This is a genomic window from Neobacillus massiliamazoniensis, assembly GCF_001048695.1.
GTDB lineage: Bacteria > Bacillota > Bacilli > Bacillales > Cytobacillaceae > Neobacillus > Neobacillus massiliamazoniensis.
The window spans coordinates 551,702-566,310 of sequence record NZ_CVRB01000004.1 but is presented as its reverse complement, the minus strand read 5'-3'; the positions used below and the strand labels follow the sequence as shown (position 1 = coordinate 566,310).

Annotated in this window: 16 protein-coding genes; 10 read left to right on the top strand and 6 right to left on the bottom strand. The window is 38.5% G+C overall.

Translation table 11 applies throughout. The features are described from left to right. The first annotated feature begins 49 nt into the window (after positions 1–49). Positions 50–1,810 (top strand): peptidoglycan D,D-transpeptidase FtsI family protein, encoded by a 1,761-nt coding sequence (locus tag BN1082_RS20710; RefSeq protein ID WP_090637698.1) that lies wholly within the window; start codon positions 50–52, stop codon positions 1,808–1,810. Positions 1,811–1,887: 77 nt separating this feature from the next. Beyond that, on the top strand, positions 1,888–2,562 hold the full coding sequence (locus tag BN1082_RS20705) for a YrrS family protein (protein WP_090637696.1): 675 nt from the start codon (positions 1,888–1,890) through the stop codon (positions 2,560–2,562). A 75-nt stretch (positions 2,563–2,637) separates the two neighbouring features. Here the strand turns inward: BN1082_RS20705 and BN1082_RS20700 are convergent, their stop codons facing one another. Further along, entirely contained in the window at positions 2,638–2,841 is a 204-nt protein-coding gene (locus tag BN1082_RS20700; protein WP_090637694.1) for a DUF2536 family protein, read from the bottom strand. 392 nt (positions 2,842–3,233) lie between these two features. Here BN1082_RS20700 and mtnN point away from each other — a divergent pair, with 392 nt between their 5' ends. From mtnN to BN1082_RS20670, 6 genes are all read left to right on the top strand, one after another. Beyond that, the gene (gene mtnN, locus BN1082_RS20695; protein ID WP_090637692.1) at positions 3,234–3,929 is read left to right on the top strand and encodes a 5'-methylthioadenosine/S-adenosylhomocysteine nucleosidase; all 696 of its coding nucleotides are present in this window, start codon (positions 3,234–3,236) and stop codon (positions 3,927–3,929) included. Between the two features lie 22 nt (positions 3,930–3,951). Then, a complete protein-coding gene (locus BN1082_RS20690) occupies positions 3,952–4,875 on the top strand; it encodes a PLP-dependent cysteine synthase family protein (protein ID WP_090637690.1) in 924 nt (307 codons plus the stop codon). Position 4,876: 1 nt separating this feature from the next. After that, entirely contained in the window at positions 4,877–6,013 is a 1,137-nt protein-coding gene (locus BN1082_RS20685) for a bifunctional cystathionine gamma-lyase/homocysteine desulfhydrase (protein WP_090637688.1), read from the top strand. A gap of 215 nt (positions 6,014–6,228) precedes the next feature. Continuing rightward, the gene (locus tag BN1082_RS20680; RefSeq protein WP_090637686.1) at positions 6,229–6,489 is read left to right on the top strand and encodes a YrhC family protein; all 261 of its coding nucleotides are present in this window, start codon (positions 6,229–6,231) and stop codon (positions 6,487–6,489) included. A 402-nt stretch (positions 6,490–6,891) separates the two neighbouring features. Continuing rightward, positions 6,892–7,032, top strand: a complete 141-nt coding sequence (locus tag BN1082_RS20675; protein WP_090637684.1) for a YrzI family small protein — start codon at positions 6,892–6,894, stop codon at positions 7,030–7,032. Between the two features lie 26 nt (positions 7,033–7,058). Continuing rightward, positions 7,059–7,199 carry a YrzI family small protein gene (locus BN1082_RS20670; RefSeq protein WP_090637682.1) on the top strand — a complete coding sequence of 47 codons (141 nt, stop codon included), beginning with the start codon at positions 7,059–7,061 and terminating at the stop codon, positions 7,197–7,199. Positions 7,200–7,638: 439 nt separating this feature from the next. Here BN1082_RS20670 and BN1082_RS20665 read toward each other — a convergent pair whose 3' ends face one another. Continuing rightward, positions 7,639–9,438: a M3 family oligoendopeptidase gene (locus BN1082_RS20665; RefSeq protein ID WP_090637680.1), complete on the bottom strand. Its 1,800-nt coding sequence runs from the start codon at positions 9,436–9,438 to the stop codon at positions 7,639–7,641. 313 nt (positions 9,439–9,751) lie between these two features. Then, positions 9,752–9,916, bottom strand: a complete 165-nt coding sequence (locus BN1082_RS27765) for a hypothetical protein (RefSeq protein ID WP_176699882.1) — start codon at positions 9,914–9,916, stop codon at positions 9,752–9,754. Positions 9,917–10,201: 285 nt separating this feature from the next. On the opposite strand from BN1082_RS27765, the gene BN1082_RS20660 reads away from it, so the two are divergent. Further along, positions 10,202–11,161, top strand: a complete 960-nt coding sequence (locus BN1082_RS20660; RefSeq protein WP_141650895.1) for a F510_1955 family glycosylhydrolase — start codon at positions 10,202–10,204, stop codon at positions 11,159–11,161. Positions 11,162–11,172: 11 nt separating this feature from the next. Here BN1082_RS20660 and sigK read toward each other — a convergent pair whose 3' ends face one another. Then, a complete protein-coding gene (gene sigK / locus BN1082_RS20655) occupies positions 11,173–11,886 on the bottom strand; it encodes an RNA polymerase sporulation sigma factor SigK (RefSeq protein WP_090637676.1) in 714 nt (237 codons plus the stop codon). A 663-nt stretch (positions 11,887–12,549) separates the two neighbouring features. After that, the gene (gene pssA, locus BN1082_RS20650) at positions 12,550–13,089 is read right to left on the bottom strand and encodes a CDP-diacylglycerol--serine O-phosphatidyltransferase (protein ID WP_090637673.1); all 540 of its coding nucleotides are present in this window, start codon (positions 13,087–13,089) and stop codon (positions 12,550–12,552) included. Between the two features lie 125 nt (positions 13,090–13,214). Between pssA and BN1082_RS20645 the strand changes: the two genes are divergently transcribed. Next, the gene (locus tag BN1082_RS20645; protein ID WP_090637671.1) at positions 13,215–14,000 is read left to right on the top strand and encodes a phosphatidylserine decarboxylase; all 786 of its coding nucleotides are present in this window, start codon (positions 13,215–13,217) and stop codon (positions 13,998–14,000) included. A 47-nt stretch (positions 14,001–14,047) separates the two neighbouring features. Here the strand turns inward: BN1082_RS20645 and sda are convergent, their stop codons facing one another. After that, the gene (gene sda, locus BN1082_RS20640; RefSeq protein ID WP_090637668.1) at positions 14,048–14,188 is read right to left on the bottom strand and encodes a sporulation histidine kinase inhibitor Sda; all 141 of its coding nucleotides are present in this window, start codon (positions 14,186–14,188) and stop codon (positions 14,048–14,050) included. Positions 14,189–14,609: the final 421 nt, after the last annotated feature.

Sequence of the window (14,609 nt, the reverse complement as noted above, 5' to 3'; positions counted from 1 at the left end):
AGTGTTTATAAATATTACACCTCGTCAAAACTTTTGATGAGGTGTTTTTATGTTGCCAAAAAGAGTGATGGGCTTACTCGTCATTTTTAACATCTGTTTTCTCCTACTTATCTACCGCTTATCGCAAATTCAACTATTTGATCCAAAGGCATTTTCGAAGCACCATATTAATTTACTTGAAGAAAGTGTCAAACAGCGAACACAGGAATTAGTGATTGATAATGGCCGGGGAAATTTTCTCGACAGAAATGGGGCAATGCTTACCTATAAAAAAGTCAATGTCTTAGTCCTTTTTCCATTTTTAAAAAAGATTGATTGGGATGTTAACAAGGTTTCCACCATCACGGGAATACCAGAAAATAAGTTAAAAGAATCCGTTGACCATGCGGAAAAACCTTTTGCCTACGGAGAGCCTGAACCATTTGAGATGACTGCATCGCAAATGGAAAGAATCAATGCCTTAAAAATCCCAGGAGTATTTGCGATTGAACGAAAATTCGAACGGTCACAGATTCCGGCAGAGCAATTAATTGGCTTGACCGGAGAAAATGCGAAGGAAGTGAATAAGCGCTACCCAAATAAGAAACTTTCGGATAATACCTTAATCGGTGTATCGGGGCTCGAAGAAAGCTTTGATGAATTTCTGCTTCCAGATGGAAAGTCAAAACTAGTCTATCATGTGGACGGGGACGGAGCGCCTCTATTTGGAATGAACGTCAAGTATGTCGATCCAGCTAATCCATTCTATCCGGTGAACGTTAGGACAACCCTCAATAAAAACTTACAGCAAAAAGCGGAGGAATTAGTCGACAAGTATCATATAAAAAATGGCGGGCTCGTTCTGCTTAATATTGAGGACAATAGTGTATTAACGCTTGTATCGCGCCCAGCGATTATAAAAACAGACCCTTACAATAATTATGGAATTACCAATCGAATGTTGAAACAGCAAATCATCGGCTCTGTTTTTAAAACGGTTGTCGCTGCTGCTGCCATCGATCATCAGTTAGATGACCCAACTCGTCTGTTTGATTGTAGTAAAAAGTTGAATGGGAAACCGGAAGTTCAATTTAATTACGGAATGTTAAATTTTACTGATAGCTTTGCGAGAAGCTGCAATCGGACTTTTGGCGAGTTGGCAAAAGAATTACAACAAAATGACCCACATGTTTTAGAAGATTATGCAGCTAAATTATCTTTAATTGGTTCTGTAGGTTGGCAAGGTAATATCTATCATACAAGTAACTTTAAACAATTTGCAGATGAAGACAAGGGAAGAGTATTTATGTCTGATCAAGCAAGGAAGGATGCAAATTATGTGATGATGTCCGGAATTGGCCAACACGAGGTCCGGGCTACTCCTTTAGCGGTTGCCAATATGATGGCAACAATTGCAAGAGGGGGAAAGAAAGAAATGGTCAGGGCTGTGTCAAAAATTGAGTATAAAAATGGTACAACGATGATGGATTTCCCTGAAAAAAGCTTAGCTGGTGATAGCATTTCACCATATACCGCCATGCGGCTGCAAAAATTGTTAAGGCGAGTTGTCTTAAATCCGGACGGAACAGGTAAATGGTTTCAAAATCTTCCATTCGATGTGGCGGGAAAATCAGGTACTGCGGAAACTGGTAAATATGAGAAAGGAAAGCAATTGTATAACAAATGGTTTGCAGGTTATTTTCCTTTCCAAAATCCAAAATATGCGCTTGTTGCCGTTCAATTAGATGTATTTGAAAATGAAGGTGCAGTCCATTCTTTGTTTGCTGATATCGTCAAGCTGCTTTATGAACAAACTAGGGGTAATGAGTAGGATGAGGGATTTCCCTTCAAGTTCGAGCCAAATCATGTTAGAATGTTGAGAGCGAAATATTTTGGGAGGGGTTTACCTTGAATAATGATGTCAATCCTCGTTCGCGTGCCGGTTCTCGTGCAAAAAGAAAGAAAACCAACATCGTCTTAAATGGGTTAATTGGATTGGTTTTAATATTGATTATTATTGTTGGATATTCTATTTTTGCATCACCTGGCAGTGATAAAGCATCATCTAAGAAAAATGATAATCCGATTTCAGCAGAAAAATCGCCCCAGAAAAAGGGCAAAGATAATAAAAAGGCTTCTAAAGAAGTTAAACAAGCTGATCAATCTAGTGCTACAGCACAGCAAAATGGAGATTCTACTACAACTGGCCAAGACGGTTCCAGCCAAGCTGATACCAGTCAAGCTGTCGTTTCTAACGGTGGAAGTTCCCCAAATGTCGTAAAAACTATTGAAAATCCGGCATGGAAACCAGTAGGGACGACTCAGTCCGGTTCGCATACGCCTGTCTATGACCAAAGCTCAACCGATTGGCAAGAAATGCTGAATGCTATCTCTTATGCAACAGGTCTTGACCAAAGTAATATGATTGTGTACTTTTTAGGACGAGATAAATCAACAGCTAACGCTTCTGTTGGAACAGTGTACTCTAAAGATAAGCAACAAAAATACAAGGTGTATATCAAGTGGGTTGATGGACAAGGCTGGCAGCCAACAAAGGTTGAAGAACTTTCCTCACTTCAATAAATAGAAAAGCGGAAGCGCCTTGATCAGCGCTGGAGCTGGACAAAAAAGGGATGGGTCAAATATATTGACACCATCCTATTTCTTTTTAAAATGAACAACTGCTGTAAAGTAGGTCTGACCTTTTTCGTTCACATGCATTTGATGGGAGACTGAATGAACTCCCAGCAAAATAGCCTTGTTCATTTCAATTTGTGATTCAATTTTCTTTTGCAAGCTTTTCAAATCATTGTCCTCAAAAAATTCTACTTTGTCTTCAATCAATTCAAATTGAAAATTCATCAAACCATCCTTTCTTCTAAAAATATTTTAGTCAATTTTTCATTCCCTCACAACGTTTAATTTGAATAAACAAAGCGATTATGGTAAATTAAATACAATAATTCATAGTATCCTTATATGAATTGTAATATTAAACATCTTTTAATCACTATGGAAAGCCTCTTTCAAAAGATGGTAAAATAGTGTTTGCAAATCGACGGATGATTCTTTGGAAGATAAAAGTGTCGATGCAAAAAGAAATCGGTTTTACAACTTGGCAAAGGATTTGGAAACGGAATGTTATACAACATTTCCTACCTTGAAAATATAATGGAGAAAACCATTTTTTTATAAGGTGCAACGATTTTGTCTGGTTACTAAAATCAGGAAAATAATGAGAAAGAGGTCTAGACATGAAAATCGCAATCATTGGAGCAATGGAAGAAGAAGTAGCCCTGCTAAGGGAAAATATTGAAGAAAGAACACAAGAAACGGTTGCTGGCTGTGAATTCACCTTTGGAAAAATGCATGGAACGGATGTCATTTTACTCCGTTCAGGAATAGGTAAAGTGAATGCAGCTATGTCTACAACTATTTTACTTGAAAAATACAAGCCAGATTTTATTATCAATACTGGTTCTGCTGGTGGATTTAATCCGTCACTTAACGTAGGGGATGTTGTAATTTCAACAGAGGTTCGCCATCACGATGTGGATGTTACGGCATTCGGCTATGAATATGGTCAAGTTCCACAGCTTCCAGCTGCTTTTTTAGCAGATGAAAAATTATGTTCCGTTGCTGAATCAGCGGCTCTAGAAATGGCTGAAATCCAAGTAGAAAAAGGATTAATCGCGACTGGTGACTCCTTTATGCAAGACCCGAAACGAGTTGAATTCGTAAGGACGAAATTTGAAAATCTACAGGCAGTGGAAATGGAAGCAGCTGCAATTGCCCAAGTGGCACACCAATTTGGTATTCCTTTTGTAATTATTCGTTCTCTATCTGACATTGCAGGAAAAGAATCAGAGGTTTCCTTTGATCAATTTATTGATAAAGCCGCGCATAATTCTGCTACTCTTGTCATGAAAATGGTCGCATCTTTGGGGTAATCCGCTAGAAAGTGGTGAAAGAATGAAGGTATACAAAAATGTTCATGATTTGATTGGACATACACCGATTGTGGAAATAACACAGTTTTCTTTGCGAGAAGGGGTTCGACTGTTTGCAAAGCTGGAATTTATGAACCCAGGCGGCAGTGTTAAAGATCGCCTTGGGTTAGAGCTACTGCGTGATGCGTTTGCTAGTGGAGAATTACTCCCCGGTGGAACGCTCATCGAGCCGACAGCAGGGAACACGGGCATTGGTCTCGCTCTTGCAGCCCTTAATAAAGGTGTAAAGGTTCTATTATGTGTTCCAGAAAAATTTAGCATTGAAAAACAAGAGTTAATGAAAGCGCTTGGTGCAAAAATCATTCATACCCCCACAGAAATGGGAATAAAAGGAGCAATCCATAAGGCTGAAGAACTTTTGCAGGAAATTCCAGGTTCTTTTTGCCCCCAGCAATTTGCCAATCAAGCTAATCCCGATACGTATTATAAAACACTAGGGCCTGAAATTTGGGAGCAAATGGATGGACAAATTGATATTTTTGTCGCCGGTGCAGGCTCAGGTGGAACATTCATGGGCACTTCACGTTTTTTAAAAGATCAAAAACAAGATATAAAGACCGTCATTGTTGAACCGGAAGGCTCGATCTTAAATGGCGGCGAGTCTGGTCCCCATAAAACGGAAGGCATCGGGATGGAATTTCTGCCTAATTTTATGGATCCAAGCTACTTTGATGCGATTCATACTATTTCAGATGAAGATGCATTTAATCTCGTTAAAGAATTAGCAGCAAAAGAAGGCCTTCTTGTCGGCAGTTCCTCAGGTGCAGCTTTTAAAGCAGCTATAATGGAGGCTGAAAAGGCAAAGAAGGGCACAAATATTGTCGTCATTTTTCCGGATGGCAGTGAGCGATATTTAAGTAAAAAGATTTTTGAAGGGGGGATTTAGGATGAAAAGAAAAACGAAATTAATTCATGGTGGAATTAGCAATGATCCAGCAACGGGTGCTGTAACCTTTCCCATCTATCAAGTAAGTACGTATAAGCAGGAAGGGATTGGCGGTCACAAAGGCTTTGAATACTCAAGAACAGGCAATCCAACGCGACATGCGCTTGAAGAGCTTATCAAAGACATTGAGGGTGGCACAGCTGGGTTTGCCTTCGGTTCAGGGATGGCAGCCATTACGGCCGTTATGATGCTGTTTAACAGTGGTGACCATGTTGTTTTAACGGATGATGTTTACGGCGGAACCTTTCGTGTTATGACAAAAGTGTTAAATCGACTTGGAATTGAATCGACCTTTGTTGATACAAGCGATTTAGAAACACTAAAAAGTGTTATTAGACCAAATACAAAGGCAATTTATATTGAAACACCGACTAATCCCCTATTAAAAGTGACGGATATTGAAGTGGTGGCAGCACTTGGGAAAGAGAATGGCTTATTAACGATTGTTGATAACACCTTTTCAACTCCATATTGGCAAAATCCACTAGAATTAGGAGCCGATATTGTTCTGCATAGCGCCACTAAATATCTAGGCGGCCATAGTGATGTCGTTGCCGGATTAGTTGTCGTCAATAGTGATAAACTCGCTGAAGACTTTCACTTTGTCCAAAATTCAACTGGGGGAATTTTAGGGCCACAGGATTCGTTTTACTTAATTCGCGGAATTCGCACTTTAGGTGTTAGGATGGAAGAGATTGAAAGAAACACCGAAGCCATCGTTGAATTTTTACAGGCACATCCAAAGGTAGATAAAGTATTTTACCCTGGTCTTGAAACCCATCCTAACCATGATATTGCCAAGAAACAGGCACGAGGCTTCGGCGGCATGATCTCTTTCGACGTAGGCAGTGAAGAAAATGCTAATAAGCTGTTAAGTAAAATTAAATATTTTACATTGGCAGAAAGTCTTGGAGCCATTGAAAGCCTAATTTCTGTACCGGCCAAAATGACGCATGCTTCCATTCCGGCAGAAAGAAGAGCAGAACTAGGAATCACCGAAGGATTAGTCCGGATATCGGTTGGAATCGAAGATGTCGAGGATTTAATTGAAGATCTGGAACAGGCATTAGAATCATAATGTTTTCGAGGATTTCCCAAAACCAAGTGTTAGGCACCGCAGCCTACAATAAATAGCTGAACTTTTGGCTATATATTGTAGGTTGAGCGAGAGGTCAGGACCTTTTGGGACATCCTCTTTTTTTATCCCTCCTTTTCTAAAATTTACATTCAATTTTCTTTCACTTAATGTGTTAATGTAGAGTAGTAGATTTTATGAAAAGCAGGTGATGTGAAGTGAAGCAGCAATCAAAAAATCTATATGGAAAAATGGTTGATTTTAAACGTTTTGGTATTGTCTTATTAGCCATCGGTGCTTTTTTCTATTTAGGAGTCATCCTCCCGAATGTTACAAGAAGCACAATGGATTTAAATATTATGATTTTATCCTCTACCTCTTTTTTAGCGGCATCTATTTTCTTTTTTATTCAATCAAAGAAAAGTCAAATCAAGCTCACGCAATTAGAAGATGAAGAGAAGGAAATCAACAGAAAATAGGCATTTCTCTTTATAGGGGAATGTCTATTTTTTTACCCATTAACAAGGCTATTTAACTATTTTTTTAAAATTCCCACAAAAAGGTTTACAATTCGTATTCATGTGGATATAATTACCGTAGTTAGTAAAAAATTCCGAAGGAGGTCGAATAACATGACTTTTATCACTGTTTCTACGAAAACTGTATATTTCAATATCACACATTCGACCGAAAAGGAATGGATGCATTAACACTTGTTACAATACATATCCATGCCGCAGGAAGAATGATGCCTTGCGGTATTTTTGTGCCTAAAAAACATGGCCGCAAGGGTTTGACTTCTTGCGGCCTTTTTGTGCCCTTTTTACTCGCAAATTGGATATGTTTTGCATAAATTAAAAATGTTGTTGGAGGTGATAAACATGACCCTTAATATTTTATTCTTTTCAATTACCATCAAGAAAAACAAGATAGATCTTCAAGAAGCTTCCCATCAAGAAATGGTTGAGAAGCTTTATGAACAACACAAAGACCGTCAAATCTCTATGTATCATCTAATGTAAAAGCTTTTGTTAAGGAGGTGGTAAACATGACCCTCAATATTATATTTTTTACGATTACGATTAAGAAACGCGAATGGAACTTGGAAGAAGCAGTTCATCAAGAAATGATTGAAAAGCTTTATGAGCAAAATAAAGATCGGCAAATTTCAATGTATCATTTAATGTAAAAGGTAAAAAAAATGAACAGAAAGGTGGTTTTATTGATGATTTTTCTAATGCAGGGAAGAGGAGCTAGCTTATGGGGTATGAAAGATACCACCTAGCTTAATTTTTCATCTAGGAGGTAATAAAATGCCGTTGCATATTGTTTTGTTATCGCTCTTTTTGCGAACTAAAAAGAGAAGTTCATAATGATCTCATAAATACATGGTTTTGCTAATAGTTCGAATTTCACGAATTATTCACATCCTTTTGAGGTAAAAACTGTGAAAATATGATAAATTCATATTAATAGATTGAATCAAAGGGGTGGAGAAGATGTTGTTTTTGGTTGTGATGGCATTTGTCATTACTGGAGTCATTGGCTGTGTCATTTCTGCAGAAGTGAGTGCTGAGCAATAATATAATGAAAAGCATCGATCTTTGTTAGGATCGATGCTTTTTATATTAATTCTTTTCAGTTAACCGTAAAAACTCCTCAATATCGTCGATACAGAGTCGAACCCCTTTTTCCCAGAATTCTTTTTGAGTCAAGTCTACTCCTAAATGTTTTTTGGCTAATTCCTCAACTGTCATGGAGGCAGTATCCTTTAATAGGGCGATATATTTTTCCTCGTAGCCCTTTCCTTCCTCAAGCGCCTGTGCGTAAATCCCAAGAGAGAAGAGGTATCCAAACGTATACGGGAAGTTATAGAATGGAACACCTGTGATAAAGAAATGCAGTTTTGATGCCCAAAATAATGGATGGTATTCATCAAGACCATCACAATAGGCTTCTTTTTGAGCAGCTAGCATTAGTTCATTTAATTTTTCTGCGGTAACCATTCCGTGTTTTCTTTCCTCATAAAAATGAGTCTCAAATAAGAAACGGGCATGAATATTCATGAGCAGGGCAACGGTTCTCTGAACCTTATCTTCTAAAAGAACCACCTTTTCCTCCTCGTTCTTCGCATTTTTAACAGCGGCATCTGCAACAATCATTTCAGCAAATGTGGAGGCTGTTTCAGCTACATTCATGGCATAATTACGGTTCAGAAAGTGAACACCTTTCATAGAATAGGTGTGGAAGCCATGTCCAAGTTCATGGGCAAGTGTGGAAACATTGGATGGTGTACCAGAATATGTCATGAAAATTCGCGATTGGTTGCTTTCCGGAAAGAACGTACAAAAACCACCCGGTGCCTTGCCGGGGCGATCTTCCCCTTCAATCCAGCTCTCTTCAAAGGCTTTTTTCGCAAATGCCGCCATTTTCCCGCCGAAAAGGAAAAATTGTTGTTCGATAAACTTTGCCCCTTCTTGATAAGATACCTTGGATTCCGTTTTACCTAAAGGAGCGTCTAAATCATACCAGCTTAGTTTATTAACCCCAAGCAGCTTCGCCTTCCGCTCTAAGTATTTTACAAGTGCTTGCTTATTTTCACTGATGACTCTCCACATAACATCTAGCGTTTCTTTTTTCATTCGGTTGATGCTTAATGGCTCTTTTAGTACATCCTCCCAGCCTCTTTGTTTGTAAACACTTAATCGGAAACCAGCAAGATGATTTAAGGTTTTTGCTAAATAATCAGCTTGTTCACCCCAGGCCTTCTCCCAATTTTCAAAAACGACTTTTCGGACTTCACGATTAGGATTTGAAAATTTATTAAAAGCTTGACCGACAGAAAGCTGTTTTTCATCACCGTTCTCCATGAAAGGTACTTTTATTTTGCTGACAATTAAATCGTAAAGCTGGCCCCAGCTATGGTAGCCATCGACACCAAGGGCACTAATTAATGCTTCCTCTTCCTTTGAAAGCTTTTCTTTTGCCCGTTCACGGCGTTCTGTTAACACAAATGAAACTTCTTTTAATGTGTCATCTTCCAAAATAAGTTCCCAAACATTATCAGAGATAGAAGTTAATTGATTGTCAAAAGTACCTAAAGCCATTTGAAAGACAGCACTAATGCTGGTGACCTTTGCATCAAGGTTATAGGCGTATTTATCATCAGTATTTTGTGCCTGCAAGCAGCCAACAAATGCGCCTGCTTGACGAAGCTTTTTACCAGCCCGTTCAAAATCTGTAATGAGACTTTTTAAAATAATTCCGTCCTCCATTGTATTTGACGGGGTCCACTGGTTTACTTTTGTATGAAATTCCTGAATCAATTCGGCAGTAAGGTTTAGGTGGTCAGCAAATTCGGTTGAGTGACTGCCGCCTTTAAAAATTACATCAAGATCCCAAACCTCTGAATATGTACGAGATGTCATGTTTTGTACCTCCTTATTATGAACTCTTCTATTATAAATTTATTTTTTGAAAAATTCTATCATGTTGGATTCCTACACAAAAAGAGGATGACCTCTTTTAGGACACCCTCTAACTATTTATTAGTAAGGCTGTGTTAAAGGTCATTGTTGATTTTTAAAACTATGTTGATTGGAGCGGAAGGCGCGAGACTCCTGTGGGAGTACGGGGCAGGGGAGACCCCACAGGCGCTAAAGCGCCGAGGAGGCTCCCCGGAACGCCCGCGGAAAGCGAAGCGCTTGGAGCGCAAATCAACAGGCAAGTTTAACACAGTCATTAGTAAAAACAGGAAAACCACCACCAGAAGCCAAAAACGATTAAAAGAACAAAGACAACAACAGCTAATGCAATCCAAAATCCACCAAAGCCTGCATAACCCTGGGAATAAGCTGGGTAACAGCATGGTGAAGGTAAAGACGGATATGGGTAACCATTAGGCATTAGAATACCCCCTGTTCCATTTATGATAGATTATGTACCGTTTAGGTGTGTGTATAGGCAAATGTGTATGCCCATCAGAATATCGATGAACGTTCACAACAAATTTTACTCAAATGCGATATTTCAAGATGATGAGCTGGGAGAGTTGTTTAAAGAAAAAAATCCAGTTGGTTGATGCCCCGACGTTCGATCCTTATAGGACTGATGGATGAAAAATTTGACAACCTAATCTGGACTGGGGTATAAGTGGATGGAATAGGATGTTCGGGGGGAGAAAATGTGATAATGAAAAAGAAACTCATTCTTTCTATCGTCATGTCGGTCTTGATCATTTCTGGATGTGCGCATGAGAGTTCAAAACAGAATGAGCAAACGGAGGAAAGTAAAACTGAAATGAAATATGAGATTGTCCAAGCACAGTCTCTAAAAATGAACCAAATCTATGGGATCGGTTTCCCAGGTAATGATCAAGCACTTTACGTAGCTGCTAATGGCGGTTTAAACATGTATAAGGACAATAAGTGGTACGAAACAACAACTTATCATCATGACTATATTGGTTTTCAAGCAGTCGATAACGGCTTTATAGCGAGTGGTCACCCGCAAAAAGGAACTGGTTTGAAGGATCCCCTTGGCTTAGTACAGAGCACGGATAAAGGGAAATCGATTTCAAAATTAGCCTTTTATGGCCAAAAGAATTTCCATTTCACTGCTGCAAGTTTCACTGGAAATGATATTTACGTCATCGGGGAACAGCCGAGTGATGATTTAAGCCTTGGTGTTAACTATTCAGAGGATAACGGGAAAACATGGAAAAAGAGTGCGTATAAGGGGTTTAATGCAGACTCGTTTGGAATGATAGCAGTCCATAATAAAGATGGAGCGAAGATGGCCATGGCGACCCGGAGTGGTATTTTCTATTCTGAAGATAATGGAAATACGATGAAACGGATTACAGATCCTGTAATGATTACAGCCCTAACGTTTAGTGGCGATTCCATTTTATATTCAAGTGTTGAAAACAATCAAATTTTATTGAAGATGATTCAACCGACAACTGGTGAACTAACCGATGTAAAATTCCCATTTCTAGATTATGAAAATCCCATAACCTATTTGGCTGTAAACCCAAAGAATGAAAACCAAATGGCTTTTTCAACATATAAAAATGATGTATATGAATCTATGGATGGCGGGAAAAATTGGTCCAACCTTATTAAAGATGGAAAAATAGAGCAGAATTAATAATTGCTGCTCTATTTCTTTTTCTTCTCTTTTTCAGCACGATAAAATTCGTGGAACATTTTCATTAGTGCACGTTTCTCAATTCTTGAAACATAGCTCCGGGAAATTCCTAATTCCTTTGCAATTTCCCGCTGGGTTTTTTCCTTTTGAAGGTCAAGGCCAAATCGACCGATGATAACCTCTTTTTCTCGATCATCAAGCACTTCAATATATTTCTTTATTTTTTCAAGTTCCATATTAAGTTGAATAGTATCGATTACATCCTCTGATTCTGATTTCAGTACATCGATAAGCGAAATTTCATTGCCTTCCTTATCCTGACCAATGGGATCATGCAAGGAAACGTCCTTTTTTGTTTTCTTAAGAGCTCGCAAATGCATTAGGATTTCATTTTCAATACACCGAGCCGCATATGTTGCGAGCTTTGTTCCTTTACCTTCAGAATAGCTTTCAATCGCTTTAATTAAGCCAATCGTTCCAATCGAGATTAAATCCTCTGAATCTTCACCTGTATTCTCAAATTTTTTAACGATATGCGCGACTAAACGCAAATTGTGCTCGATTAACATATTTCGTGCATAAGAATCCCCTTCTGCCATCAAGCGTAAGTATTGCCTTTCTTCGGCCGCTGAGAGTGGCTGCGGAAAAGCATTGTTTTTCACATAGGAAACAAGAAATAAAAATTCCTTCACTAAGTAACCTAGAGCTGTAAAAATTCCAGACATTCACACCCACCCCCGCGTTTTTGGAAGAAAAGAAATATAACTTTTGACTTCGATTACTGTCCAGCTCCAGCGCCTAGCCCCTCTATGGTCTACAGCCCCTCCCAAAAGGAGGGCAAAAAGTGCCTTCATTTTGGGAGTGTCTTATGCTTGAGCTTGGCTACAGAAGGCTAACGCCTTCTGTGCGCATTAAGGGAGACTAAGGCACTTATCAGTGCCAAGTCTCCCTATATCGGGGCTGAGCAATGCGCTTCCGCATTTCTGCCTATAACTAATTCCTATGAAAAAAACAGGAAATTGTGCCTGTACATGAAAATATAATTTATCCTTTTAACGTTTTTTAACAAATGGCTGTGTTAAAGGTCATTGTTGATTATTGAAACAATGTTGATTATTGAAACAATGTTGATTGGGGCGGAAGGTGCGAGATCCTCGAAAATGCTATCGCTTTTCCTTCGTGCGGTGTTGATCCAAGGATGCTGATTCAACGTCCTGCGGGAGTACGGGGCAGGGGAGACCCCCCACATGCGCTTAAGCGCCGAGGAGGCTCCCCGGAACGCCCGCGGATGCAAATTCACAGGCAAGTTTAACACAGCCTAACAAATAAAAAATGACCTGCTTGGCAATTCCTATTGCTAAAGCGGGCCATTTTTGAAAAAATGGATTTTATACCTTTTTTAGTTTAAACGTACTAACCATTAGGAATGATAGAATGATGATAACAAATATGAATGCTTGGGATGGCAGATAGGGAATCAATAAAAAGCTAAGTGTAGCTAAACAGCCAGCTGCTGTTATTGGTAAACCGGTGAAGTAGCCGTTGCTTTCAGTAATGTTAAACCTTGCTAACCGAAAAGCACCGCATCCAATGAAAAATACCGTAAAAAATGTACCAGGTGCTCCAAATTCGTGTAAAATTCCTTGATACAGTAATAGTGCAGGTGCCACTCCAAATGATATAATATCACCCATGGAATCCAATTGTTTCCCTAACTCGGATTCAATATTAAATTTCCGGGCGATGATTCCGTCAAACCGATCTGCTAAAGCAGCAATAAAAATTAATAGCAAGCTCGTTCTTAGGCTGCCTTGAATTCCAAAAACAATGGCAAAACCGCCTAATGCTAAATTAGTTAAGGTGATGACGTTTGCTGTTTGGGTTTTAAGTTTTTTTAATGTTTGATCGAAGACATCCAGTAAAAACATTGCTCCACATCACTCCTTTTTAAATTAGAAGGGAATTTTTTCCTTAGCTTATATTATATTATTTAATTCTAAGGGTTTTATGTCTGTTCGTAAAGAGTATTTTTACACTATTTGGGGGTATTTCAATGATTCAGCCACTCTACCGTATTTTGATTGAATTAACCAATGGGAGATGGACGTCCTTTCTTTTAAAGCGATTTGCCCGTTCACGAGTCAGTCGACTTATTGTGCCATCCTTTGCTAGAATTTATCACTTGAATCAGGAGGAAATGGAAAAGGAACTTAAAGATTACCCAACCCTCCATGATTTATTTATTCGAACATTGAAAAATGAAGCGAGGGAAATTGACCCGAGCATTGATGCTGTTGTCAGTCCCGTTGATGCCGTTATTGAGGATATTGGCACCATTAAAGAGACTAGTCAAATCGAAGTAAAAGGAAAGGTTTACTCGATCGAAGAAATGCTAGGAGATCAAGAGGTTTTAAAAAAATATTTAAATGGGACGTATATGATTTTGTATTTGAGTCCGAGCCACTACCATCGAATTCATAGTCCTGTTTCAGGGAAAGTCACAAAGCAATGGACACTTGGTACCAAATCCTATCCCGTTAACAAATGGGGATTAAAATATGGAGTAAGAACACTTGCCAAAAATTACAGGGTGATATCCGAACTTATGACGGAATTTGGCCATGTTGCGGTTGTGAAGGTAGGAGCCATGTTTGTTAATTCGATTGAAACGACTCACCAGGGAACAGAGCTGGAGAAAGGTGAAGAAATGGCCTATTTCAGCTTTGGTTCGACAGTCGTTTTGTTATTTGAAAAGGGGATCTTTCGTATTGACTCCTTGATTCAACCTCCTTATGATATTAAGGTTGGACAAAAGATTGGTGTGTTGAACAAGGGGTAAACGATCTATCTTACAAAAAAAATAGCCCAAGATGGGCAAAAGAATTTTTATGATGAGAGTTTTAATTGTTTGGAGAGAGAACGTCGGTGAATTTCATTTTCAATGAGGAGAATAAAATCCGGACTTAAGTTTAACTCCCTTGCTTTAAAATAAGATTCAATTAATAATTCATCTGACAGTTTGCGCATGTCAGAATCCACCTCCAAATATTAATAAAGTGGTTCTAAATTTTATTTTGTAACATAAAATGGTAAGTTCAAGTGGTGTACCCTAAATCTACCAAAATTTATCCATTAGGACAATCACTTGAACTATCCACAATTAGCAGTGGATAACTTGTGATTAACTTGTTTATAAATTCACTAATGGTAAAAGATTCAATGGGTACAATGTTAATAACTTTATCCACAAGTGTCAAAAAACTGGAATTATGTCGAAAAATATTTTTAAAAACGGAAAAAAACCCTTGCGTTTTTAATAAACGAATCGATTTTAATCAGATTTTGTCGTATTTTGATAAATAATAAGAAATAGCAAATATTTTTTATTTCTTTAAACAAAGGCTAAAATTGGTTATGATGATACAGGATGATAAGCTCATGCTAAAGG

What these genes read in the sequence shown, in the direction of transcription:
- BN1082_RS20690 (WP_090637690.1), top strand. Translation starts at nt 3,952, where the DNA reads ATGAAGGTATACAAAAATGTTCATGATTTGATTGGACATACACCGATT.
- BN1082_RS27765 (WP_176699882.1), bottom strand. Translation starts at nt 9,916, where the DNA reads ATGCCTAATGGTTACCCATATCCGTCTTTACCTTCACCATGCTGTTAC.
- BN1082_RS20670 (WP_090637682.1), top strand. Translation starts at nt 7,059, where the DNA reads ATGACCCTCAATATTATATTTTTTACGATTACGATTAAGAAACGCGAA.
- BN1082_RS20700 (WP_090637694.1), bottom strand. Translation starts at nt 2,841, where the DNA reads ATGAATTTTCAATTTGAATTGATTGAAGACAAAGTAGAATTTTTTGAG.
- sigK (WP_090637676.1), bottom strand. Translation starts at nt 11,886, where the DNA reads ATGTCTGGAATTTTTACAGCTCTAGGTTACTTAGTGAAGGAATTTTTA.
- BN1082_RS20675 (WP_090637684.1), top strand. Translation starts at nt 6,892, where the DNA reads ATGACCCTTAATATTTTATTCTTTTCAATTACCATCAAGAAAAACAAG.
- pssA (WP_090637673.1), bottom strand. Translation starts at nt 13,089, where the DNA reads ATGTTTTTACTGGATGTCTTCGATCAAACATTAAAAAAACTTAAAACC.
- BN1082_RS20665 (WP_090637680.1), bottom strand. Translation starts at nt 9,438, where the DNA reads ATGACATCTCGTACATATTCAGAGGTTTGGGATCTTGATGTAATTTTT.
- BN1082_RS20645 (WP_090637671.1), top strand. Translation starts at nt 13,215, where the DNA reads ATGATTCAGCCACTCTACCGTATTTTGATTGAATTAACCAATGGGAGA.
- BN1082_RS20710 (WP_090637698.1), top strand. Translation starts at nt 50, where the DNA reads ATGTTGCCAAAAAGAGTGATGGGCTTACTCGTCATTTTTAACATCTGT.
- sda (WP_090637668.1), bottom strand. Translation starts at nt 14,188, where the DNA reads ATGCGCAAACTGTCAGATGAATTATTAATTGAATCTTATTTTAAAGCA.
- mtnN (WP_090637692.1), top strand. Translation starts at nt 3,234, where the DNA reads ATGAAAATCGCAATCATTGGAGCAATGGAAGAAGAAGTAGCCCTGCTA.
- BN1082_RS20660 (WP_141650895.1), top strand. Translation starts at nt 10,202, where the DNA reads ATGAAAAAGAAACTCATTCTTTCTATCGTCATGTCGGTCTTGATCATT.
- BN1082_RS20685 (WP_090637688.1), top strand. Translation starts at nt 4,877, where the DNA reads ATGAAAAGAAAAACGAAATTAATTCATGGTGGAATTAGCAATGATCCA.